The sequence below is a fragment of the Cytophaga hutchinsonii ATCC 33406 genome, assembly GCF_000014145.1.
Lineage (GTDB): Bacteria > Bacteroidota > Bacteroidia > Cytophagales > Cytophagaceae > Cytophaga > Cytophaga hutchinsonii.
In genome coordinates this window covers 625,629-650,542 of the sequence record NC_008255.1, presented here as the reverse complement: position 1 = coordinate 650,542, position 24,914 = coordinate 625,629, and the positions used below count along the sequence as shown (strand labels likewise).

Sequence of the window (24,914 nt, the reverse complement as noted above, 5' to 3'; positions counted from 1 at the left end):
GTTATTTTCAATAGGTATATATTTTACTGCTGCTTCTGTCATAAGAAGTAATTGCGGGATAGTTTTTTTCTTGTTTATCCAGAACGACATAAATAGAATCGTTGAATTCATTTGTTCCGTACAATATGATCCTGGATTCATCAGGCCTGCTGTAATGCAGTACCTGTTTAAGGTTTCGGCTGTGTCTGTTCTTATGTTGCAGGTACAGGATCTGATTTACCGTATCTGCTTTGTAATAATACCAATGACGTTCACTGCCGAGGCCGGCGAATTCCCAATTGATATTGATATCTCTTTTTTCCGGATCATATACATCTTCATTGGTTTCATACCTGCGCTCATCCCCTTTTGGATGAAACTTCCATGTATAATCATATGGCTCTCCTGCTCTTGGATAACTCCCCGCTGCAAACATCTGAATCTGCTGCGGTCTGTTCGCCACTCTGAAACTCATGGAAGAAAATTCTTCGAACGTTACATCCTGCCAACGTATGGAGTCCAACGGTGAATATGGAATGATTTTATTATTCCGTTTGAATTCACTGACCTGATAATATCCTTTGGACCCTGTTAATCCAGGTGTGTTCGGAATCTTATAAAAATCATTGTGTGTATATGCGTATACCTCAAATACTCCGAATAATAAAACAAAAATAAAATTTCCGGTATACTGTATGCTTCGTTTCAAATATGTCTGCCATGTATATCGGAACGCAGGCACAAAAGATACTACCTGCGAATCTTTTTCATTTATAAGCAAATTCCATATTGCCGGCAAATAATACCACAGCACAAAAAATGCAAGTAAAGATAAACTGAAGCTTGGCACCTGTTCCCCGATGTCATAGGCATGATTGGCAATGGCAACATTGCCTAAAACCACTACCGTTAGGGCTGCACCTAAAGCCGTTGTTTTTCGAAAAAGCAATAATATACCCGGAACAAATTCTGCGAAACCCAGAAAGACTTCATATGCAGGTACAATACCCAGCGATTCCCAATACAACCGTTTTGCAAAAAAATTAATAAACTCTGTGTTTAATAATCCCTGGCCCGGAAAAGGCATCTGCATAACAAATATTTTTTTATATCCCCAGGCAATAACGCCATAAGCAATACGGTAACGCGCTGCTACACGTACCCAGTAATACAGTACATCATAGTCTCTCCTGTTTTTATCTAATACCGTCCAGATTGATGCAGCAATTAAAGCAACTATAAATACAAGTAATAAATTAACGTAACTGTACAGACCGAAAAATCCGCTTTCCGAATAATGATTAATGAAATGCGGGTTAAAAAAAGCGACCAATGAATTCAGGTGTCTGTAATTCAGGTGTGCATAATCCAGTGTAACTAGTTTTGCATACCAGCCCAGATCGGTAGGAATAGAAAACACAAGAACAAAGATGCATGCTGCACGAAAAATAAATTTCTCGTTTGCCGTCCAGATTCTTCTTGTTGTGTTCGTTGCCGAAATAGATTTACCGGTATGCGTTTGTACCTGCTTTAAATCTATTTGATCCGGCTCTGTATATGGATACTCCTGAAACATGTTACCAGCAGATTAATTTATAGTTATGTAGGAAACCGTTTATTGTGTTACAGCTTCACAGGTTTTCTACGGCCTTCAAAGAGCATGTACTTTCTGTTGATCTTATCAAGTATGGCGTAGATGGAATCATTTTTTTCAGACACACCTTTTACAACAATAGTTGAATCGTTCACTTGTGTATATGTCAGATTGAATTTTTCACCTGCATGATTTTTATTTTTATTTTCAAGCAGCAAGGTATGTTTTATAGTATCTGCCTGGTATGCATAGTAACGCCTGCCACCAACACCGGCAGATTCATAATTGCGGTCTATATCTTTTTCATGAAAACCATCTCCGGTAGAAAGATCCAGCTTGATGGGACGCGCTATTTTAATGCTTACTGTAGCCCATTTTTCAAATACAACATTCTGCCACCTGTTTGGGTCTGTAGTAGAATATGGAATGGTATCTTTATTGAAAACGAATTCCCGTACATTATAAAATCCATAACTGTTTTTCAATCCTTGTGTCTGCGGTATTTTATACGGAGCTGTTGTGTAGTTGGCATAAGCAGCAATTCCATATACAACAACAAACAGTGCAAATACACCTTTCAATATAAGTCTGGTAGTAGCAAGCCATTTTTCTGCAAATACAGGCTTGAATTTATTTGCAATGGTATAATCTTCCCGTGCCAGCAGACTATATAAACGGGGCACATCATATACAAATAAAAACAATGCAATAGCTACCAGATAAGCACTGTAAACCTGTTCGCCTGCATCATAAGCAATATTTGCAGCCAGCACATTTCCTACAAAACCAATAATAAGGCCTGTTCCGAAGGTTACGGTTTTACGGAAGAAAAGAAGTATACCCGCCAGGATTTCTACTGCACCTAAGAATATTTCATATCCCTGTGTGATACCTACAGTATGGAAATATATTTTCCATGCAAAAAAATCACCATAGTTTGTATGCAGATTGCTTAAGGAAGGATACGGAATCTGCAAGGGAAATAATTTAATAAAGCCATAGCCAATAATCCCAATGGCTAAGCGGTAACGAAGAATTACACGAAGCCAGTAATACAGCTTTTCGTAATTTACTTCTTTCCGTTCAAGCCTGATCCAGGCAGCTGTTCCAACGGCTGCCAGCGCAGCAGCTATTACCCAATTCCAATATCCTGTGAATGAAAAGAATTGCGGTGCATATTTTGTAAGGCTGAACAGCCCATACACATTCCATTGAAGAGAAAATAATTCGGCATAAAATTTCCAATCCAGAGGTATGGCTTGAATAATAAAATAAATAGTAAAGAACCGCAGTGCTATTTTTTCATAATCCTTCCATGCAAAGGAATTGCTATCGCTAAGGTTGTTTATAGAACTCATATGTATGTTGTTAATATATCGTAAATTTAAAATGTATCAGTAACCTGGATTTTGTATCAGATTTTTATCCAGCTGGATCTGAAGATTGGGAATAGGGAAAACATTTTCCCAGGAATCTACTTTTGTTGCTGAACTTAACCCTTCTAGTACAACTTTTGCTCTCCCTGTTCTGACCAGATCAAACCAGCGGTGCGGTTCCAGGAAAAATTCCAGACGTCTTTCGTTTTCAATATCAAGAAGCAGATCTTCTTCTGTTGCGGATGCAGAAAGAGGAACATCTGCACGTTTTCTTATTTCATTCAGATCATCTAAGGAGCCGGATAAATCACCGGTGTGCGCCCGGGCCTCAGCACGTATTAAATACATTTCTGCGATACGTAAAATATATGCAGGATCTGTTGCAGTACTACGATAATATAAATTACCAAACCATTGTGTAATTCCTTTTTGTGTGGCACTATCAATGAGTGCACGTCTTCCGCCGGCAATGGCAGGTGTTCTTAAAATCTCTACAAAGGCATCTGTTGGCGCATACCGATACGTACCATTATTGGTAGGGTGCTGCATTTGAGCACGGATTGTGCTGGGGTTTTGAGGACTGAATTCCAATTCAAAAATAGATTCATCACTAGCTGTTATACCGTTTGCAAACCATGCATTAAAGGGTTTTACTAAGATATATTTTCCCGGAGCAATTAATTTTGTTGCGTATTCATCTGCCAATGCCCATTCCTGCTTATATAGATGTACACGTGCACGTAATGCCCACACGGTTTCCTTTGTCACACGGATTTTATTCAGTGCAGCCGTTGGATTAAGTAAACTCTCTGCATCAGCTAAATCTTTTAAGATTTGTGTGTATGTATCCTCCAGACTGCTTCTGCTTCTGGCCGGTATGTTTGTAAGCGATCCCGTTGGTTCCAGAACAAGCTGTACGCCACCCCAGCCTCTTGCCAGATCAAAGTAACACAAAGCACGTATGAATTTTGCTTCCCCTACATATTGATTTTTCAATGCTGTTGTAAGCAACGGATCTGTTACGGCAGGCACTTTAGCGATGACGTTGTTGGCGCGGTTTATTGTCATATAAATGGCATTCCACGTGGTGCTGAAATTCACATCATCTGAACGGTAATTTACTGTTACCAGGTTGGATGCCCCGCCGGTTGTGAGGTTTTTGATGTCGCCACTTGGAAAAAAGCCCAGCGTTACCCAGCTTTCACCATAATATCCTGTATTACCCAACGCTCTGTATACACCGCGCAATGCTGTTTGTGAAGATGTTAAATCGAAGATCGGATTTTCATCAGACACAGCATTTACCGGTTTCGGGTCAAGCATTTTCTTGCACGAAAATACGGTTGCCGTTATAATAATGATTGACACTAAGAATACTATCCTTTTCATAATCATATAAAACTATATGTAATAATTAAAGCGTTAAGTTTAAACCAAATTGAATGGTACGTGGCTGTGGAGGCGTATCATAATCATAGCCCTGAAGGTTGCCCTGACCTAAATTTGATTCCGGATCGGAACCTGTATATTTAGTGATCAGCAATAAATTTGTACCTGTGAAATAGAAGCGGATCTTTTCCGTTTTTACTGCAGAGCTCCATTTCTTAGGCAGTGTATAACCAAGCGTTAGAGAACGCAGTCTTATGAATGATGCATCTTCTAAAAAACGGCTTACTTCAAAATATTGATAGTTGGCCGCTGTCAATTTAGGAACCATTGTTTCCTGACCAGGCGTAGTCCAGCGGTCTAACTGACCTGCCATCAATACTCTGTTATCGCCCAATGTTCCGCCCTGTTCACCCAATGCTTCGTTCTGGTTCCAGGTTTTATTTCCATACGAATAAATGAAGAAGATACCCAGGTCAATTCCTTTGTATGTAAATTTATTATTGAAACCACCAAATAATTTGGGGAACACGCTGCCCATAATTTTACGGTCAGCGGTTGTTATTTTTCCATCTTTATTTACATCTTCAATTTCAATGGCGCCTGTTTGGGAATTAACACCGGTTTGATTGTATACCCAATAGGAATAAAGTGAATAACCTTCCTGTATACTTGTTAAATTACGTGTATCAAATCCTTGTACCGTATTAGGAAGCTTTTCGACTTTATTTTTATTTCGTGAAACAGTCAGTTCCGTTGTCCATGTAAAATTTTTATTTTCGATGTTTACCGTTTGAATACCCAATTCAAACCCTTTATTTCTTACCGCACCTGCATTCGCAGTATAGGATGTAAAACCGGTAGACGATGGTACAGGTAAATTCAACAATAAATTTGTTGTATACTTATTATAATAATTGGCTTCAATGTTGATACGGTCTTTAAATAAACCAATCTCTATACCTGTACTGAATTGTGCGGTACGTTCCCATTTAAGATCGGGGTTGGCAGCCTGAAAAGGCGCTGTGCCCGGTCCTTCGGATACTCCGGGTTTATCTGAATAGCCATAACCTGCATTCCATAGTCCACGTGACGCAAAATCATTGATGCCTGCCTGGTTACCGGTTATACCATAACTCGTTCTCCACTTCAGATTACTGATGGGTTTTACATCCGCCATAAAATTCTCTTTATTGATCCGCCAGGCTGTTCCTACTGCCGGGAAGAATCCCCATTTATTATTTTCACCGAAACGGGATGAACCATCTGCTCTCCCTGTTAATTCAAGGTAATATTTGTGGTTGTAGTTGTAGTCGACTCTTGAGAAAAATGAGGCTAAGGTATTATTCGTTTTGTACTGAGAGCCTGTCTGTATGGATGCAGCAGAAATTTGTGTGTACGAATCATTCGGGAAACCTTGTCCGTTTGCTGTTACGTTTGTAAGTACAACGGATTGCAACGTGTTTCCTACCAAAGCACCTACGTTATGACGTCTCGCAAATGTTGTATTATAGCGTAAGGTTTGCTCATTCATTACCTGTGTAGACTGCGTAATGCTATTGGAGCCTAATCCGCCCGCAACACCAAGCTGTGTACTCTTCTGCCAGTATTGCTTTTCATCATATAAATTATAATCTAAACTGGTACTGGTATGAAATTTTAAATTTTTAATAATTTCCCAATCCGCGTACAGGTTACCTATGTAATGATAACTTGTTGACCATAAATTTACTTTACTTGTTAATGTATAAATGTTATCAAAGTTTACCCATTTAAGGGGCGTGCCATTGTCATCAAAAATCGGCAGGTAAGCCGGTATACTCAATGACGCCTGCAGCAATGTACCATTCCCGCCATTGGCCGGACGAGCCTGATCTCTGTACACACGCGTAAAGGTATTGCTGATCCCGACAGTTACTCTTCTGCCTATTTTCTGATCCAGGTTAAACTTCAGCGCCTGCCGTTGAAAGTCCATTGGCTTCCATACAGCATCCTGATAATTGTAGCCGGCACCTATATAATATCTTGTTGTGTTTGATCCTCCTGCAAAAGACAAATCATAATTACGGATATGCCCTGTCTGGTACAGATAACTTAACCGGTCGTATGTTGGCTGATCCTGCGGCAAACCACGTCCGGCAACACCATTCACAATCTGGTCTTTCGGTCTGAAAGGCTCTGCCAATCCCATGTTGCGGTTATATTCATTCAGTAGCATGGCTTGTTCCGGACCTGTTGCTGTTTTCCAGATTCTTCCTTTGGGTGCCCACGTTAAGCCTTCAGATGCATTAAAATTAATTTTAACTTTTTCTGCTCCCCATGTTCCACGTTTCGTTGTTACAATAACAACACCGTTTGCGCCTCTTGAACCATAGATCGCAACAGCACTCGCATCTTTCAATACTTCAATACTTTCAATATCATTCGGGTTGATATCTGCCATTGGTGAAGTTGCACGATCCTGTGCAAGACCGTTTGCCGTTGTATTCTGTAAACTCTGATTGTTTACAAACACCCCGTCTATAATGTAAAGCGGATCATTACTGGCATTGATGGAGGTTGCCCCACGCACGCGTATAAACACATCCGAACCGGGTACTCCTGAATTGGTTGCTATCTGAACACCCGTAGCCTTACCTTGAAGCTGTGCATCGAAACTTCCGGCAGGAATTGTTTTTGTTTCCGCAGGATCTATTTTAGAAACGGCTCCAACCAGATCGTGTTTTGTCTGCTCTCCATAACCAACAATTACAATTTCTTCTTCTTCCTGATCTACAATCATTGTAATGTTTAACTGTGTTGTTGGTGTTGCCAGCGCAATCTCCCGTGTGATGTAGCCAACAGAAGAAATTACAATCGTACTGGGGAATGTGTCAATCTGTAATGCATAGTTTCCGTCAATGTCTGTTGCTGTGCCGGTGTTTGTTCCTTTTACCTGAACAATAGCGCCTATGATTGATTCTACACCTGCTTCATCTGTTACAGTTCCTTTTAATGTTGTTTGTGAAAATGCTGTCCATTGAAATCCAACCATAAAAAACAATGCAACACATACATGTGTATTCAATAATCTGTCTAGTTTTTTCATATTTATACTAACCCTATCAATTTAGTAGTCTTTTAATTTCATAGCTGATAAAAGATACCGGATTGAATATTTAAGCAGAGGTACTAATGTGCAGTAAGGCCACAAAGTACGTGGAATGTCTGTTAAATCTGAAAACTAATAGTAACAATTACGGCTTTGTTACCACAACAAAAAACAGATTGAAAATATATTTCTACTAATGTGTTCGCTTATGCTTAAATAAAAAAAGATTATGGTATAGAAACCCATAATCTTTTTTACTATATACTATACGTATCGATGTAGAAACGCTCTGCTCTGTATTTTAATTTAAAAAATAGATTTTTTATTTTAATGAAATAAACTAATAGCTGCCGGAAACTAAAACAGGCGGAGGAATGATAAATCCTCTATTAATCTTTTTTAATACCACATATAGCGAATCGTTATTTTCATTTGTGCCGGATAGAATAATTTTATTTCCATCTTCGGTTGAATATCTCAGCAGCATTTTATCGCGCAGCAGTTTCGGATCCATTTTGGCAAAGTCTCTGTCCCGCCGTGTTGACCAGGCTTTCGGATCAATTAAATGATTATCATCTCCAATGTGTTTCCAGGCTTGCGCAGAGATCCAGTCTTTAGAATACACGTCTGATTTTTTCTTTTTAGATGCTGTTAAATTTTTATCCAGCAGATATAATGTTTTTGTTGTTGTGTCAGCAAAATAATGGAATGCTCGTCTGCCTCCCCCTACACCGGCAATTTCATACCCTTTTTCCAGATCTACGCTGGAGTGCCCTGTTTTGCTGCTCGATGTGCCGCCACCGCTGTTTGAAAGCTCCAGGTCTAAGGCTTTATTTACCTTATAGGTAAGTGTTGTCCAGTCTTCGAAGATCACTTCCTGCCAGCGTACTGAATCTGTTTGTGAGTAAGGGAGTTCTTTATTATTCAACCGGAAAATTTCTACATCATACACACCTCTAAGTGCAGATACACCCGCAGTGGAAGGCTGTTTGTAGGGATCGTATCTGAAATTAAGGAATTGCAGATACGAAAACACAACAATATAAAAAGCAAAAATGCCTTTAACAGCTAAGCGGGTATAATTGAGTGCTGGTGTTTCAAGAGGCTTGTAATGATTGGGAATGGTATATTGTTCGCGGATCAATAAATTATACAGATCAGGTATAGCATCTGCCAACAAAAATAATCCAAGCAAAACAAAATAGGACGCATACACATGTACGCCGCCATCATAGCCGAGATTGGCTATTGCAATAGTTGTTAATGCACCGATCAGCAAAGCTGCGCCGAGTGTTGCAGTTCTGCGAAACAACAGCAGTATGCCCGGTATAAGTTCTACAAATCCGCCAAAAACCTGGTATTGCGGCATAAAGCCTATTGAGGTCCAGTAAATTTTGTGGCCTGAGAAATCTCCGAAATTTGTTGCCAGATTGCTTAGTGATGGATACGGCATTTGTGTGGGAAAGATCTTTTCAAAACTGAAGCCGATAATACCCAGTGCAGCACGGTAGCGAACGAGCGTACGGAGCCAATAATATAACACGTCATACTCCCGACGCTTACGATCTAATACTGTCCAGATTGCAGCCACACCTACAGCAATTAGTAACACCCAGAACCAGGTTATAAAACCTCCAATACCCCATCGGCCGTCGCGTGATGATTCAACAAAGTGCGGGCTGATATGCGCGATGTCGTACAGATCACGCGCGTGCAGGTTTGTCCAGTCAATTTTAAACAAATGGCTGTACCAATCCGGATCTGTAGGAATGCAAAACAGCACCAGAAATACAAAGGTGATCCGGAATATGATTTTTTTTAATGTTGACCATTCAGGCCGTGCAGATAAATCCATTGTTCTCCACATGTACTTTCAGATTAATAATATGTTCCTGCTTTGATGGAGCTTTTAGAAAGCGTTTGCTTGCGCTCTACTTTTTTGAGAACAACGTAGATTGAGTCTTTGTTTTCATTTGTTCCGGTTAAAATAACCTCGCTTCCGTCTTTCGTTGAATAGGATAGGATCATTTTGTCCCGCGACAAATCACGGTCGAGTTTTGCAAAGTCTCTATCCCTTCGTGTTGACCAGGCCCTTGGGTTGATCAAATGATTGTCGTCTCCGATATTTTTCTGAGCAGCAGCCGGGATCCAGTCTTTACTATAAATATCAGGCAGGTCGCGTTTCTTTTTATCCTGAAGGTATAAGGTATGATTGATGGTATCAGCAAAATAATGAAACGCTCTTCTTCCGCCTGCAACACCGGATACTTCATATCCTTTTTCCAGATCAACACTTGAGTGTCCGGTATTACTGCTTGATTTGCCACCGGCTGTGTTGCGGTAGAATTTTTTATTTACACGCAAGGTAAACGTACTCCAGCTTTCAAATGTGACATCGCTCCACCGCACAGAATCCATTGGGTCGTATGGCAACAGTTTATTGTTCAGTCTGAACTCAGCTACATCATAAAACCCTCTCAGATTTTTAACGCCGGGTGTTGATGGCTGCTTATACGGATCGAATCTGAAATTCAGATAAAAGAAATATCCGAATGCAATAAAATAAACGGCAAGAAATACTTTAACATACCTGCTGCTGTTTTTTAAAAACGTTGTATCCAAGGCTGGATAGAGTAATGCAGGCTGGGTATATTTTTCCAATACCAGTAAATTAAATACACGTTTCAGATCGGGCGCTAAAATAAATAAACTCAACAGAACAAAATACCCTGCATAGACATGTATGCCGCCTACACTATAATGATGTCCAAGGTTTATAAAAACAATGGTCAACAAAACGGAACAGGTAAGTATGGCGCCCCAGGTTGCTGTACGTCTGAACAATAACAATACACCGGGAAGCAATTCCATAAAGCCGCCGAAAAACTGGTACCAGGGCACAATACCGATCGATTGCCAGAATATTTTATGCCCATCAAAATCACCAAAATCTGTAATTAAATTTGCAAGTGACGGGTATGGCATTTGTGTCGGAAACATTTTTTCAAAACTGAATCCGATCACACCGATTGCAATTCTATAACGTACAATCAATCTTGTCCATTTATACAGTTCCGTGTAATTGTCGCGTTTACGATCGAGTAAAGTCCAGATAATACCGATGATTACAGCGATCAGCAAATGTATCCCCCAGTTCACATAATTACCGATTCCCCACCAGCCTTCTAATGAAGGTTTAACAAATACATTATGAATAAGAACGATATCATAAAAATCTCTGCAATGCGGGTGTAACCAGTCTACCCGGAACGCGTGCCTGTACCAGTCGAGCGTTAAGGGAATAGACATTAATATAAAAAACGGCGCAAGTATTCTAAAAGCAATTTTCTGATACGGCTTCCAAACGGTTTTATTCGGTTCCATTAGATTTTTATTTTTCAAAAGGAATAATTTTATTTTCAATATACACCTGCATCAAGCTTGCTTGGCGTTAATGTATATCTTCTGTTGATTCTATTCAGCACGATGTATACAGAATCTCTTTTTTCATTTGTACCCGATAGAATAACCTGCGTTCCGCCATCAATGATCTGGTAATGCAAAATCATTTTATTCCGGTTTTTAAATTTATCGCCTGCCTCATATTCCCGGATACGGGTAGTTGACATTGCCTTCGGATTTATTTTATACAACTCATTTCCGATTGCAGCAAGTGATTCTTTTGGAATCCAATCTGCGGGATAAATGCTGTCTTTTAAAATTTTATCCGGCACCCTGCGTTCATTTAAATCACCGGCTTTAATACCGGCTATATTTTTATCCTGTAAATAAAGAATCTGTTTAACGGTATCTGCCTGATAGTAAAATACCCTTCTCCCACCTGCCAGTCCGGCAACTTCTGTAGTCCGGTGAATATCCATCGCAGGGCTTCCGCCACCGTTAGACAAATCAATCTGTACAGGTTTGTTGACTTTAAAAGATAAGGATGTCCATTTTTCAAATGTCACTTCACTCCAGCGTACACTATCCAAAGGCGCATAGGGAATCACCTTGTTATTAATTCTGAATTCAGCCACATCGTAATTTCCGCGCAGTTCTTTTACTCCTTTAACTGCCGGCTGTTTATACGGATCATATAAAAAATTAATTCCTTCCAGGTAAAATGCCCATACAACAAACAGTAAAATCAACCCAGACTTTAAACCGATACGTGCATACTTTTGCCAGGCTTTTGCAAATGCCGGATAATAATATTTATAAGGGACTACAGCTATTTCATCAATGAGAAGTTCTTTCGATTTTTTAAGATCATGAAGCAACAGGAAAGCACTTGCCACTGCAAAATACGTTGCATACACATGCAGGGTATTGTCATAGGTAACATTCACAACAGCAATGGTACCTAATGCGGAAAACAATAAGGCACTGCCCCAGGGAATTGTTTTACGAAACAATAACAGCACACCTGCCGATACTTCCAGCACACCGCTGAATGCCTGATAAAACGGAACGATCGCAACAGACATCCAATACACTTTTTGTTGTGTCATATCGCCAAAGTCTCCATTCAATATTCCTAAAGAAGGATAGGGCATTTGTGCCGGAAACAATTTCAGAAAACCAAAACCAATGATACCAAGTGCTGCTCTATACCGTACAATGACACGCAACCAGTAATATAAAACATCATAGTTTTTTCTTTTCGCATCTACCAGACCCCATATGAATGAACCAATGACCGAGACAATAAATAAGACACCCCAGGATGCGAACCCCGCAAAACCATATCTGTTTTTTAATTCCACAAAGTCGGGTGTATAATTTGTAAGATTATACAGATCCCGACAATGAAGATTTAACCAATTTAAATTATAAATGAATGTATACCATTTCGCACTCGTAGGAATAGCGATCACAGTAAAGAAAATGAATGCGACACGAAACCAGAATTTCTGATTCCGGCTCCATTCGGATTGTCGTTGAACAGTTTCAGTTGAATCTATTTCATGCGTTAACTCCGTACTATTCATATACGCCCGCTTTCAATGAACTTTCAGAAACGATGTAATCTCTCTTTACTTTATCAAGCACTACATAAATAGAATCTCTGTTCTCATCTGTGCCTGTTAAAATTACCCGGGCACCATCATTCAATACCGTGTAATTCAAAACCATTTTCTTTCTGGTTTTGATTTCCTTTTCAGTTTTATACGCTTCAATACGACGGGTATTCACTACTTTGGGATTTAATTTTAATGCATTGTCCCCAATGTTTGCAAGTGATGCCGTAGAGATCCAGTTTTCAGGATAAATGCTGTCTTTAGCAGATTCGCGCTTTTTACGGTCTGCGATCCCACCAGGTCCTACATTCCTCGGAAGGGTTGGAATGTTTTTATCCTGCAGATACAACATGTGATTTTTAGTATCTGCATCGTAATAAAACGTTCTTCTCCCGCCACCAACACCAGACACTTCAAATGTACGGCTGATATCTTTCATCGGATCGCCGCCTCCGTTTGACAAATCTATCTGTACAGGTTTATTGACTTTATATGTTAGCGTTGTCCATTTTTCAAATGTAGCCTCCTGCCAGCGTTGTGTATCAAAGGGAGAATATGGAATTATTTTATTGTTCAGTCTGAATTCCGTTACGGTATAATTTCCTCTTAATTCTTTTACACCTTTTAAAGATGGCTGTTTATAAGGATCATACAGAAAGTTTAATAACTGATAATAAAAGAATACAAATATGAAAATGAATACGATTGCAGATTTTACAAAAATGCGTCCGTATTTCTGCCAGCCTTCTGTAAATAAAGGGTAGTAACGTTTCACGGGAACAACAAATTTTTCAAATACCAGCAGATCAACGGCATTTTTAACATCGGTAATCAACAGGTATACACCCAGTAATACAAAGAAGGACGAGTATACATGTACACCGCCATCATACGCGAGGTTTACCACTACAATGGTACCTAATGTACCGACAAGCAATGCTGCACCCCACGAAGTAGTTTTCCGGAACAACAATAACGTACCTGCACCCACTTCAACAATCCCGGTAAAAATCTGGTACCACGGTACAATACCGATCGACATCCAATAAATTTTCTGTTCGGTAAAATCACCAAAGTCTCCGTTTAATAATGCCTGTGATGGATACGGCATCTGAACAGGCAGCAATTTTGTAAAACCAAAACCAATAATGCCAAGTGCTGCACGGTAGCGAATGATAACACGCAGCCAGTAATTCAGCACATCATACTCTTTTCTTTTTTTATCCACAACAGTCCATACCAGGCCAATTGCTACTGCAACTAAAAAGGTTACGCCCCAGTTTGCATAACCGCCAATCCCCCATCTGGCCTGCGGACTTACTTCAATAAACGAAAACGTCGGGAATCTGCAGATATCATATATATCCCGGTAATGCAGGTTTGTCCAGTCAATACCGATAAGATGTTTGTACCATTCGCCTGTCAGCGGAATGCACATCATCAGAAAGAATGGGAAAGCAATTCTAAATGAGATTTTTTTAAATAAACTCCATTCACCTGATGTATGTGCGGTTTTAGCGGCAGGCCTTACTCCTTCCAGCGTTGCGGCCTCCTCTGAATAAGAAGTTCCTGTATACTGATTTGTTGACATATATTTAATCCGTTAAATAAACAGTAAAGTTATTGCTTACAATTTTTGCGGCTTTCTTCTGCCTTCGATCAATAAATATTTTTTATCAATACGCTCTAACCGAACATTCACGGTATCTTTCGTGTGATTCAAACCAGACAATACAATCGTATTCGCATCCGGACGTTCGTATTTCCATACAAGCACTTCGCCTTTGTAATGTTTATTTTTATTGTGAAGCGTTAATGAATGATTGATTGAATCAATGGTATAGCTGTAATAATGCCGGCTGGCAGATCCTGCCAGTTCATAATTTTTGTCTGCATCGCTTTTCGCAACCGATTCAAAATTGGTTGAATCAATAATTACCGGACGTTTACTGCGAATGCTTAACGTAGCCCATTTTTCAAACACAACATCTTTCCAGCGTGTTGTATCTGTGGTAGAATAGGCAATCGTATCGCCATTAATAATAAAATCCTTTACGTTATAAATTCCGGCTGCTTCTGCAAGGCCTTTTGAAACAGGTACATTATGCGGATTAACCTGAGAACCCTGATACGCTCTTAAGCCATATAAGCCCACGAACAAAAAGATAAAAAGTGTTTTTAATGCTAAACGCGCGTTTGCCTGCCATTGTTCTGTAAGTACAGGTTTGAAGGTACTTGGCGCTGTTGGCTGTTCCAGCGATAGCAAGTTAACCAATCTTGGTGCATCGTATAAGAATAAGAAAAAGGCAATTGACGTTAAGAATAAACTGTATACAGCCTCACCACCTTCATAGGCAAGGTTGGAAAGGAAAATATTTCCGGCAAAACATAAAATGATAAATGCGCCAATAGTTGCTGTCTTTCTGTTAAGCAGCAATAGGCCGGCAAGAATCTCTACGACACCCAAAAATATTTCATACACCGGAGCAGCACCTAAACTTAAGGTAAATATTTTCCAGGCAGTAAAATCTCCGTAATTGGTATTTAAATTACTGATAGACGGAAAGGGAGCCTGTAACAAAAACAATTTTAAGAAACCATACGCCACTACACCTACTGCAAGCCTGTAACGAAGGGCTACACGGAACCAGTAATACAGCTGATCGTAATCCAGATGCTGTTTTTTACTTTCTTCTGCCTTTTTCCATATAAAGGTTCCAACCGCAGCAATAGCACCAAGGATGATCCAATTCAGATAGTTATCACCACCGGAAAGAATGCGCGGCGTGTACTTTGACAAGGCAAACAAATCCCCGTAATAAAATTCTCCCCAGTTGATTTAGAATACTTGCGCATAGAATTTCCAATCTAATGGAATGATCTGTAGTGCAAAATAAATAATAAAAAACTGAAGCAGGATCTTTTCATATGGCTTCCATACTGGAGCTGCAGCTAAGGGCGTAGATTCTTGTGACATGACTGTTTACTATTTTTAACGTGATAGATTTAAATTGAATTAATATCCGGGATTTTGTGCGAGTGAATGATCTACCACAATCTGCGGATTTGGTATAGGTAACAGGTTTTTATTGGGATCTGTGATATTCAGTTTATCATCCAGCAAATCTTTACGTACCAAATAAAAGAAACGGTGCGGTTCTGCAAAAAACTCAAACCGTATCTCTTTCTCTATCGCTAAGATTGCTTCTTCTTTTGTAGTAACTGCAATAGCAGGTAAATCTGCACGATCTCTTACAGCATTAATATCATCCGATGCACCGGTGTAATTCTCCTGTTCAGCGCGCGCTTCTGCACGTAACAAATAGATTTCAGCTACACGAAGTATGTAAGACGGATCTGTTGCAGGAGAGCGGTAATACAACTGCCCATACCATAAATTTGTTGATGCTTTAGCAATAAGAACTTTTCTGGTGCCGCCGATAGTAGGGTCATTCATTGGTGTAACAAATGAATCTACCGGGAACCAGCTTCTGATACCTCCGCGTTCAGGCGGCAGCCAGGAGTTACGGTGTGTATTGGTAAGTACAGAACTGTAAGCAGTTTCTAAAATAGATTCTTTTGAACCAACCACGTTTGCCTGAAACCAGGCGCCAAACGGTTTTACCAATGTATAGTTTGCAGCATCATTGATCACATTCGTTGCATATGATTCAGCTAAGCCCCACTGACTTCTGTATGCATGGAAACGCGCTTTCAATGCCCATACCGTTTTTTTAGTTGCACGTATTCGATTTGTTCCGTCAGGTAATAATAATTCTGCCTGTTCCAGATCTTTTTCTACATAATTATATACATCAAACACACTGCTTCTGGTAATACCTTTTGTATCGTCTGCATTTATACTTGGCTTAACAATCAATGGCACACCGCCCCATGTTCTTGCAAGATCAAAATAACAGAGCGCACGGATAAAATATGCTTCGCCTAATATTCTGTTCCTGTCTGCCTGCGTCATTGTAATATCATTTATCTCCGGTACACGAGCAAGAACGTGGTTTGTAAGGTTGATGGTTTTATAAATTGCCACCCACACATTGTTTACTTCTTCGTTATCAGCACGCACATTATTCTGAATAAATTCACGGTTTACCGTACGTGAATCTCCCCATCCAAGGTCTCCTCCCCGCAGATAATTTACAAACTGAAATTTCTGTCCGTAATACGCATCGCTGGCAAGCGCTCTGTATGCACCGTTAAGCGCGGTTTCTGCAGACAGCTTATCTACAATTGTTATTTGATCCGATACCGCATCTTTCGGTTCCACTTCAAGAAATTTCTTGCAGGAAAGCAGCGACAGCAATAGCAATAAGGCTGATATTTTAAATATATAATTCATATTATTAACTATGATAAATTAAAGAGTTATTGTTAATCCGCCTTGTACAGATACAGGTTGCGGAGGTGTACCCACATCAATGCCGCGTGCATTCTGTTCTGAGGTATGTACAGCTTCCGGATCCGGACCTTTATATTTCGTGAATAATAATAAGTTGGTCCCTGTAACAAAGAAGCGTACACTCTGCACGGAATATTTTTTAGTAAAGTCTACCGGTACTGTATAGCCAAGTGTCAATGTTTTTAAGCGTATGAATGATCCGTCTTCCAGGAACCGGCTGTTCTGTTCAATACCATAATTGTTCCCTACACTTGTAACTCTTGGCACATCTGTATCATCACCAGGTTTCTGCCATCTGTTCATGTTGTATTCAAAAATACCTCTGTTATTATCTTTTGTACCGCCACCTTCATTGAGGATACGGTCAAAGCTTACAACCTTATTTCCATATTGATATACGAAGAAAACATTCAGATCAAAACCTGCATATTTAAATGTGTTTGTAAGACCTCCAAAGAATTTAGGATTAGCATTACCCATAATTTTTCTATCCGCAACCGTGATTTGTCCATCTCCGTTAACATCTTCAAACACTGCCTGTCCGGTTTGTTTGTCAACATATAATTGATTGTACATCCAGAAAGAATACAATGCGTATCCTTCTTCGTTACGCACCATATCTCTTGATCCGTACACGTATGGGTTTTCAAGCTTTTCAACTTTGTTTACATTGCGTGTAAAGTTGAAGCTTGTGTTCCAGGAGAATTTTTTCGATTTGATATTCTGTGTTTGAATAGCAATCTCTATCCCTTTGTTACTGATCTCGCCAGAGTTTGTCAGGTATGTGGTAAATCCGGTTGTTGCAGGAACCTGTGTTGGTAACAGAAGATCTGTTGTACGCTTGTAATAAAAATCAGTCGTTAACGCAATGCGGTTATTAAAGAATGCTATATCAATACCAAAATCCAGCTGCTGTGTTTTTTCCCAACGCAGATTTTTATTTGCTAACTGAAGGGGCGTTGTTCCCGGCTGATCTGCTGTTCCCGGTGTATTCGGATAGTTTGCACCACCTGTCCATAAACCTTGTGCAGCAAAGTTGTTGATCCCATTCTGATTTCCCAGAATACCATAACTTGTTCTGACTTTAAGATCCGATACAGGTTTAACATTCTGCATAAAGTTTTCCTGCTTAATTCTCCAGGATGCGCCTACTGAAGGAAAATATCCCCAACGGTTGTTTTCACCAAACTTAGAAGAACCATCGGCACGTATAGAAGCCTCTACATAATACTTATGTTTGTAGTTGTAATCTACACGGGAGAAAAAGGAAGCAAGCGTTGACTTTGTCCACTCCTGATTTGCGTTCCGCACACTGGCAGATGAAATCTGTGTATAGGTATTGTTTGGGAAACCGGTACCGGTTGTATAGGTTCCTTTAAGTGTATTACTCTGTAAGGTATTACCTACCAATACACCAAGGGTGTGTTTGTTGCGAATAGACTTACGGTATGTAATTGTCTGTTCATTGATCCAGGTTGTATTCTGAGAAATGTTAGACAGGCCAAAGCCTCTTGTAGCGGCTCCTTTCAGCGTTCTTGACGTATTGTATTCAGATTCATCATACAGGTTATAATCTAAACTGAAGCTTGTTCTGAATTTAAGATCCTTATTTTTCAATAAATCAAATGTCGCGTAGCTATTGCCTATATAACGTAAACTCGCTGTTCGGATAAATACATCACTTAATAAAATATCGAGATTGTCAAAAGGAGATTGTCTTGACGGTGTCCCATCAGGATTGTTTTTTGGCTGATACGTTGGTGTGTGTAAGGCAGACTGAAAAATACCTGTACCGGTTCCGGTACCTGCACGTGTCTGGTTTCTGAACGAATACGATAACGTATTACTTACACCAAACGAAATACGTTCACTGATTTTTGAATCAATATTTGCTTTAAAACTTGCACGCTCATAAAACACCGGACGAATATTTGCTTCCTGCTTATTATAGCTTGCACCGAAATAATATTTATTGTTTTTACCGCCGCCTTGTAAGCCCAGGTCATATTGCTGTAAATAACCCGTACGGAATAAATCACTGATACGGTCATATGTCTGCTGGTCTTCCGGATTACCGCGTCCTCCTTCGCTTACAGGCCTGAACGGTCTGTTGGCATAATTCTGATTTAAGGATGGATTGTCAACACCAGAATTGATCCATGCTTCGTTTACAAGTGTCGCATGTTCAGGGCCGGTAGTCTGTTTCCACAATCTGCTTTTATCCGCCCAGGCTGCACCCTGCGTTGTAGTAAATGTTAATGTTGGTTTCTGTTCATAATTACCTCTTTTGGTAGTAACAATCACAACACCATTAGCACCCCTTGAACCATAGATTGCAGTGGCGCTGGCATCTTTCAGCACTTCAATATTTTCAATATCCGCAGGGTTTATATCTGCTAACGGAGATGTAGCTTTACCGCCAAGATCAACGGTCGACATACTTTCATTATTGATAAAAACCCCATCAATAATGTATAGCGGATCCGCACTTGCATTAATGGTTGATGCTCCACGAATACGCACTACTACTGCATCTCCGGGAATACCGTTCTGCGAGTTCACCTGCACCCCGGCAGCTTTACCCTGCAGCTGTGCATCAAAACTCGCAACCGGAATATTTTTTGTTTCTTCCGGATCAATCTTCACAATTGATCCAACAACATCTTCCTTGCGCTGCGTATCATAACCAACAATAACAATTTCTGATTCGTCGGTTTTCAATGTTAATGTGATGTTAAGCTCTGTAGCAGCAGCGTTCACATCTATCTGCCTGGTAACATAACCAATGTATGAGACAACAATTTTACATGGAAATGAATCTACCCGTACTTCATAATAACCATCCACGTCGGTAGCAGTACCAACACTGGTACCTTTCACCTGAACAATTGCACCTATAATTGTTTCTTTTGTAATTTCATCTGTAACAATACCTTTTAATGTTGTTTGCGAATATGCCGCCCATTGAATTCCCGTAATAAATAACAATGCGATCCATAACTTTGTATTCAATAATTTGTCTGGTTTTTTCATATTTATACTATCTCTATCAATTTAGTAGTCTTTATTTTTCAATAGCTGGAAAGACACCGGTCTGAATACTATTCTTCGGCTGTTAACTTATGATAACCTTACAAAGTAACTTCAATACCGCTCAAATCTGAAGATAATTTGAAGTAATTACGGATTTCTTACCACCACAAAAAATACAAATTATTAATAATTAAATAGTTATAAAAGCAAAGATCCCGCCTTTAAGCGGGATCTTTGCTTTGAACCAAATACATTATATTTAATTACTTGTTAGCTTTTTCATGCTCACCATCAGGTGGTGTGCATGTATGTTGTTTACACTGCCTGAATTGTTTTCCGTGCATACCTTTTTTATGTCCATACATCCTGTTGTTTTTAGATGCTCCGTTCCCCGGCCTTGGATGATTCATTACGTTGGAAAGTTTTTCTTTTAAAAGCACTTTTTGAGAATCGGTACACAATGCATACATTTCACTAAAATGTTTAAATGCCTCTTCCTGATTTTTTATTTCCAATGCACCTATTTTCTGAAAGGTCGGTTCAACTTCTGATTCCGGTTTTCCGAGGTGTTCGATAACCTCTTTACGAAGCGCGCCTATTTCTTTCCTGTTACTTTCCATGGCTTTAAAATGTTCTTCCTTTAATTTTTTAAAGGCCACTTTTTGTTCCGGTGTTAAATTCAATGCCTGTGCAAGAAAATCTCTGTTTCCATGATCTTCTCTTTCACCTTTATTCATAGGGCCTCCGGAATGATACCCCATGTGCTGCATGTGATCTGGTCTCATATGATGGCCGCTTCTGCAAAGCGTTGCCCACATAACTCCTATTGAGGCGAAATTTATGATAACCAGGATCACTACCGCCCATGCCCATTTGTTGTTTAATAAATTATTCATACCAGTACTTAATTTAATGTGATTACTCATTTAAGGAATAATAGCTTGTGTTGTCATTCAATCCATACGCATTTGCAAAATCTTCTTCTAAAGACGTTTCGCTGGCCGAAATTTCAACCGAAGCTGCTGCACTGTTTTTCAACGCATTCAGGGAAAGAATATTGATGCAGGTAAACGCGGTTAAACAGGCCGCAAGCGCGAACATCCATACCGAATAGCCTTTGTTATGTTCAGGCGTTTCATCAAACCAGTTATTTAAAACAGTTTCTTCGAAACGTTCCGGTAAAGGATGGTTTTTGAAGTGCTGCGCGTTTTTTAATAAGTCATCTAATGGATCCATACATCAGGGAATTTAATTGTTCACGTAATTGTTTTTTTGCTCTGCTCATTAAAGAATCTACGGCCGAAACGCTTATCTCCAATGTGGAAGCAATTTCTTTGTAACTCATGTCTTCAAATTGATAGAGTACAAAAACTGCTTTTTGCCGTTCAGGTAATTTTTCAATCACAGATAAAAGAATTTCGGCTTCTTCTTTCTGTTCTAATTGAATACCGGGATGTACAGGCTCAACAGCAACAATAGCCTTGTTTCCCTCTCCTTCTCCGGTAAATAAATGCACGAAAACGGACCAGGGTGTTTTTCGTTTTTTTGCACGAAGCGCATCAAGCGATTTGTTTACTGTAATACGGTACATCCACGTTTTTAATGTACAGGAGCCATCAAAAGAATCAATGGATTGAAATACTTTAATGAATACATCCTGTGCTACTTCTTCCGCATCTTCTTTCCGGTGCAGAATATTAAAAGCTACATTGTATACACGCGATGCGAATGCACCAACGAATTCAGCATACAATCTCCGATCGTTGCTTTTTAATCCGGCAATAAGTTCTGCATCTGTTTTCAATTTCTTAGTCTTTAAGTATTAGACGCACAAAATGAAAAAATCCTTCGGGGATATTGAAAAAAAATAAAAATTATCTGTTTTAAGCCTAACAGGCACTTTAATCAGTATTTGCACTAAGTAAAATAGGTAATACCTACCCGATAAAACATTAAACATCACGTTACCTGTGAAAATACAAACAGACATTCCAATGCAATTTGCCTGCACCGATTATCGTATTCTATATCCTGTATTGCGGTCCCATCCATTATTTTTGGATCTTGGTATGGAGTTGAAATTCTTATATCTGCACCGGTTACAACCGGACATTTCTCATCGGCGTCCGTACAGGTCATAATAGCACCAAAATTTTCAGCAGGATTGCCTGCATCAGCATATACTTTTGAAAAGCAGTTTACATATTCTTCCCCGGAATACGACACCTGATACAGTGGATTGTTTCCGGAAGATAATTTTTCAATCTGAAATCCCAAACGCTTTAACGCATTAATTGCATTAGAATTGAAGGCGGTTACCTCAGTACCACCGGAAAAAATATGCACATTTTTCACGTTATAATATCTGGCCGCAACTGCGGCCCAAACCTGTCCTAAATGACTTCGCCTTGAATTATGTGTGCATATATAGATTAACCGTACAGATTTTTTATCCGTTAGTTGATTTTTTACATACGAAGATATTTTTGTTAATATGACTTTGCGTTCATCAGGAATATAAACAAAGTCTTTTATTATTGATTCACAAAATGATTTAACCGATGGATACATACATAATATTAAATTCTATTTAACAGCAACCGCCGCCGGGCGTGCATGAGCCTTTTGAAACCGTATTTACTGCTGCTGATGGTATATTCTGCTTATCTTCAGGAATACCGCATACGTTCCCTGCCAGGCAAGCAGTATGCTTAGAGGTAAGAATAAATTTGTTCCCATTAACCGCTATACCATATTTACCAATGGTATTCAATTGATACTCCACCTCAACATCTAAATCTTCTATTCCCAATACCTTTTCGGAAAGTGTTATAATGTCCAGCAGTTTATCCGGAAGCAGGCGGTGCTCAAAGTCAGTTGCCTGCCACAGCTGAAAGTTCACAGCCTTTTCATGCCGTACTGTTCCGCCGCAATCAATAAAATCTTTCGTACTAACACCCACTTCAGTAATGTGAAAATGTTCCGGCACACGCATACCATCTTCTAATTCAAAAGAAACGGATGTCATGTTTTTCAAATGTTTTTTAATTTCAGATAATTTCATCATTCAGATAGGGTTAGCAACAGGAATTATTTTTCTTTTGCAGCTTAATGGATATATTTATAAAAAAGGTCTGTAACACCTTAAGCGCTTTTTCATCAACGCAATAACAGATAGCGGTTCCTTCAATAGAACCTTTTATTATCCCTGCATTTTTTAATTCTTTCAGATGCTGCGAAACAGTAGCCTGCGCCAGCGGAAGCTCATTTACAATATCACCGCAGATACAGGTATTCACTTTTAACAGATATTCAATAATAGCTATGCGCGCCGGATGCCCGAGTGCTTTAGCCATATTAGCAAGCATATTCTGCCTGGCAGTAAAATTTTCAGTTTTAGATGCTCCCACTACTTTATCGTTATATTGCAATATTACGATAAAGTAGTGAAATAAAAAAACAGCCGGTTTTTTTTATCCGGCTGTTTTAATTATACTATATGGCCTGTATTAAAAAAGCGTATTATTTCCAGCCGCCACCCAATGCTTTATATATATTCACGACAGAATTAAACTGTCTCTTCTTAATATTGATCAGCTCCAGTCGTGATTGCAAGGCTGCTGAACGTGTAATAATAATTTCCAGATATGTAGCACGGCCGGTAAGGAACAATTCCGAAGCTGTTTCTATGGATGTTGTCAATACAGCAACTTCCTGATCCTTTAAATCATAAATCCGGTTCAGGTTATTGATGTATACCATCTGATTATACACTTCGATATATCCGTTCAGAATTGCTTTCTGGTAGTTGTACATTGCTTCTACCTGTTCCGCCTTTGCAGTTCTGAATGAAGCCTTGATCGCACTTTGATTTACTAAGGGGGCAACTAATCCGCCAAAAATATTATTTACAAGTGCCTGCGGTGTTATAAAATAATTTGGGTTAAACGAACGGAAGCCTAATGCACCGGTAATTGTCAACGATGGATAGAAGGCAGCTTTAGCGGCTTTAACATTTGCCTTTGAAGCTTTCAGTTCATACTCTGCCTGTTTAATGTCCGGCCTGTTGCTTAATAAATTTGAAGGAATACCAACGCTTATCTGCTGCGGAGATGTAAGGATGAAATGGTTTACATCCCGCTCTATCGGCTGCGGAAATCTTCCCAATAAATAATTGATCCTGTTTTCCGCTTCAACGATCCGCTGACTGATTTCAATCTGTAACCCTTTTGAATGCAGTACCTGAGCCTCAAATTGCTTAACAGCTAATTCATTGGCTCTGCCTGCTTCTTTCTGTGTTTCAACAATTGATAACTGATTTGTCTGTAAAATAATGGTTTCGTTAATGATGGATAGTTCATAATCCAGCGCAAGCAATTCGTAAAACGTTGTTGCGATTTCTGCGATCATATTGGTAACCACCCAGTTCTTGCCTTCTACCGAAGCGAGGTATTTGGCTTTCGCTGCCCGGCGCTTGTTTTTGAGTTTACCCCATGCATCCACTTCCCAGGATGTTTCCAACCGTAGATACAGGTCTCTTAAATCCGGCGACATGTGCTGCTCATCGGTAACATTCGGTGAAAAGTTGGTATCGTAATTACCGACACCTTCCTGCGTATAATCCCCATAGTTCTGTTGTCCGGCCGAAACAGCCCCGGATATAAAGGGAGCAGAAGCACCTTTTGTACGCTTCACGTTGGCACGCGCAACCAGGATGCGCTGATACGCCACCTGAATATCCAGGTTATTCTTCAGTGCCGTATCGATTAATCCTATCAGGGTGGAATCTTTAAAGTATTCTCTCCAGTTTATAGCTGCTACCGTAGACGAGTCCTCTTTCTGTTTTGCAGCTGTTGAATCTCCTGCCGATGCCATCTTCAGCGAATCCGGGATAACGGCAAATGTTGAAGGAAGCGGTGCCATTGCTGCCTGTGGGGTTTGTTTTGTACTGACACAGTTTGTGTACAGCAAGCCTGCTAAAACAAGATATATGAATAGGTTTAAACGTTTCATTTTT

19 protein-coding genes are annotated in these 24,914 nt (G+C 39.6%); all 19 read right to left on the bottom strand.

Annotation, left to right across the window (positions count from 1 at the left end; translation table 11 throughout):
* Window positions 1-7: 7 nt before the first annotated feature.
* Complete coding sequence (locus tag CHU_RS02755) at window positions 8-1,555, bottom strand: hypothetical protein (RefSeq protein ID WP_011583959.1); 1,548 nt, start codon at window positions 1,553-1,555, stop codon at window positions 8-10.
* A gap of 47 nt (window positions 1,556-1,602) precedes the next feature.
* A complete protein-coding gene (locus CHU_RS02750) occupies window positions 1,603-2,931 on the bottom strand; it encodes a hypothetical protein (RefSeq protein ID WP_011583958.1) in 1,329 nt (442 codons plus the stop codon).
* A gap of 36 nt (window positions 2,932-2,967) precedes the next feature.
* Window positions 2,968-4,338 carry a RagB/SusD family nutrient uptake outer membrane protein gene (locus CHU_RS02745; protein WP_143143961.1) on the bottom strand — a complete coding sequence of 457 codons (1,371 nt, stop codon included), beginning with the start codon at window positions 4,336-4,338 and terminating at the stop codon, window positions 2,968-2,970.
* Between the two features lie 25 nt (window positions 4,339-4,363).
* Window positions 4,364-7,423: a SusC/RagA family TonB-linked outer membrane protein gene (locus CHU_RS02740; protein WP_011583956.1), complete on the bottom strand. Its 3,060-nt coding sequence runs from the start codon at window positions 7,421-7,423 to the stop codon at window positions 4,364-4,366.
* A 343-nt stretch (window positions 7,424-7,766) separates the two neighbouring features.
* Window positions 7,767-9,293, bottom strand: a complete 1,527-nt coding sequence (locus CHU_RS02735; RefSeq protein WP_041932150.1) for a hypothetical protein — start codon at window positions 9,291-9,293, stop codon at window positions 7,767-7,769.
* 11 nt (window positions 9,294-9,304) lie between these two features.
* A complete protein-coding gene (locus CHU_RS02730; protein ID WP_011583954.1) occupies window positions 9,305-10,810 on the bottom strand; it encodes a hypothetical protein in 1,506 nt (501 codons plus the stop codon).
* A 35-nt stretch (window positions 10,811-10,845) separates the two neighbouring features.
* Window positions 10,846-12,417, bottom strand: coding sequence for a hypothetical protein (locus CHU_RS02725; protein ID WP_011583953.1), 1,572 nt, complete (start codon window positions 12,415-12,417; stop codon window positions 10,846-10,848).
* On the bottom strand, window positions 12,410-14,038 hold the full coding sequence (locus tag CHU_RS02720) for a DoxX family protein (protein ID WP_011583952.1): 1,629 nt from the start codon (window positions 14,036-14,038) through the stop codon (window positions 12,410-12,412). Before CHU_RS02720 ends, CHU_RS02725 begins: the two co-directional genes overlap by 8 nt.
* 36 nt (window positions 14,039-14,074) lie before the next feature.
* Complete coding sequence (locus tag CHU_RS02715) at window positions 14,075-15,247, bottom strand: hypothetical protein (RefSeq protein ID WP_011583951.1); 1,173 nt, start codon at window positions 15,245-15,247, stop codon at window positions 14,075-14,077.
* A gap of 39 nt (window positions 15,248-15,286) precedes the next feature.
* On the bottom strand, window positions 15,287-15,424 hold the full coding sequence (locus CHU_RS19690; protein ID WP_238379331.1) for a hypothetical protein: 138 nt from the start codon (window positions 15,422-15,424) through the stop codon (window positions 15,287-15,289).
* Window positions 15,425-15,463: 39 nt separating this feature from the next.
* Window positions 15,464-16,804, bottom strand: coding sequence for a RagB/SusD family nutrient uptake outer membrane protein (locus tag CHU_RS02710; protein WP_011583950.1), 1,341 nt, complete (start codon window positions 16,802-16,804; stop codon window positions 15,464-15,466).
* 18 nt (window positions 16,805-16,822) lie between these two features.
* A complete protein-coding gene (locus tag CHU_RS02705; protein ID WP_011583949.1) occupies window positions 16,823-19,897 on the bottom strand; it encodes a SusC/RagA family TonB-linked outer membrane protein in 3,075 nt (1,024 codons plus the stop codon).
* A 263-nt stretch (window positions 19,898-20,160) separates the two neighbouring features.
* The gene (locus tag CHU_RS02700; RefSeq protein WP_177254135.1) at window positions 20,161-20,793 is read right to left on the bottom strand and encodes a Spy/CpxP family protein refolding chaperone; all 633 of its coding nucleotides are present in this window, start codon (window positions 20,791-20,793) and stop codon (window positions 20,161-20,163) included.
* Window positions 20,794-20,815: 22 nt separating this feature from the next.
* Entirely contained in the window at window positions 20,816-21,133 is a 318-nt protein-coding gene (locus tag CHU_RS02695; RefSeq protein ID WP_011583947.1) for a hypothetical protein, read from the bottom strand.
* Window positions 21,117-21,701 carry an RNA polymerase sigma factor gene (locus CHU_RS02690; RefSeq protein WP_011583946.1) on the bottom strand — a complete coding sequence of 195 codons (585 nt, stop codon included), beginning with the start codon at window positions 21,699-21,701 and terminating at the stop codon, window positions 21,117-21,119. Before CHU_RS02690 ends, CHU_RS02695 begins: the two co-directional genes overlap by 17 nt.
* A 155-nt stretch (window positions 21,702-21,856) precedes the next feature.
* Window positions 21,857-22,468: a protein-tyrosine-phosphatase gene (locus CHU_RS02685; RefSeq protein WP_011583945.1), complete on the bottom strand. Its 612-nt coding sequence runs from the start codon at window positions 22,466-22,468 to the stop codon at window positions 21,857-21,859.
* A gap of 19 nt (window positions 22,469-22,487) precedes the next feature.
* Window positions 22,488-22,961 (bottom strand): DUF6428 family protein, encoded by a 474-nt coding sequence (locus tag CHU_RS02680; RefSeq protein WP_041932549.1) that lies wholly within the window; start codon window positions 22,959-22,961, stop codon window positions 22,488-22,490.
* Between the two features lie 13 nt (window positions 22,962-22,974).
* Window positions 22,975-23,307 (bottom strand): ArsR/SmtB family transcription factor, encoded by a 333-nt coding sequence (locus CHU_RS02675; protein WP_041932148.1) that lies wholly within the window; start codon window positions 23,305-23,307, stop codon window positions 22,975-22,977.
* Window positions 23,308-23,419: 112 nt separating this feature from the next.
* Window positions 23,420-24,910 carry a TolC family protein gene (locus tag CHU_RS02670; RefSeq protein WP_011583942.1) on the bottom strand — a complete coding sequence of 497 codons (1,491 nt, stop codon included), beginning with the start codon at window positions 24,908-24,910 and terminating at the stop codon, window positions 23,420-23,422.
* Window positions 24,911-24,914: the final 4 nt, after the last annotated feature.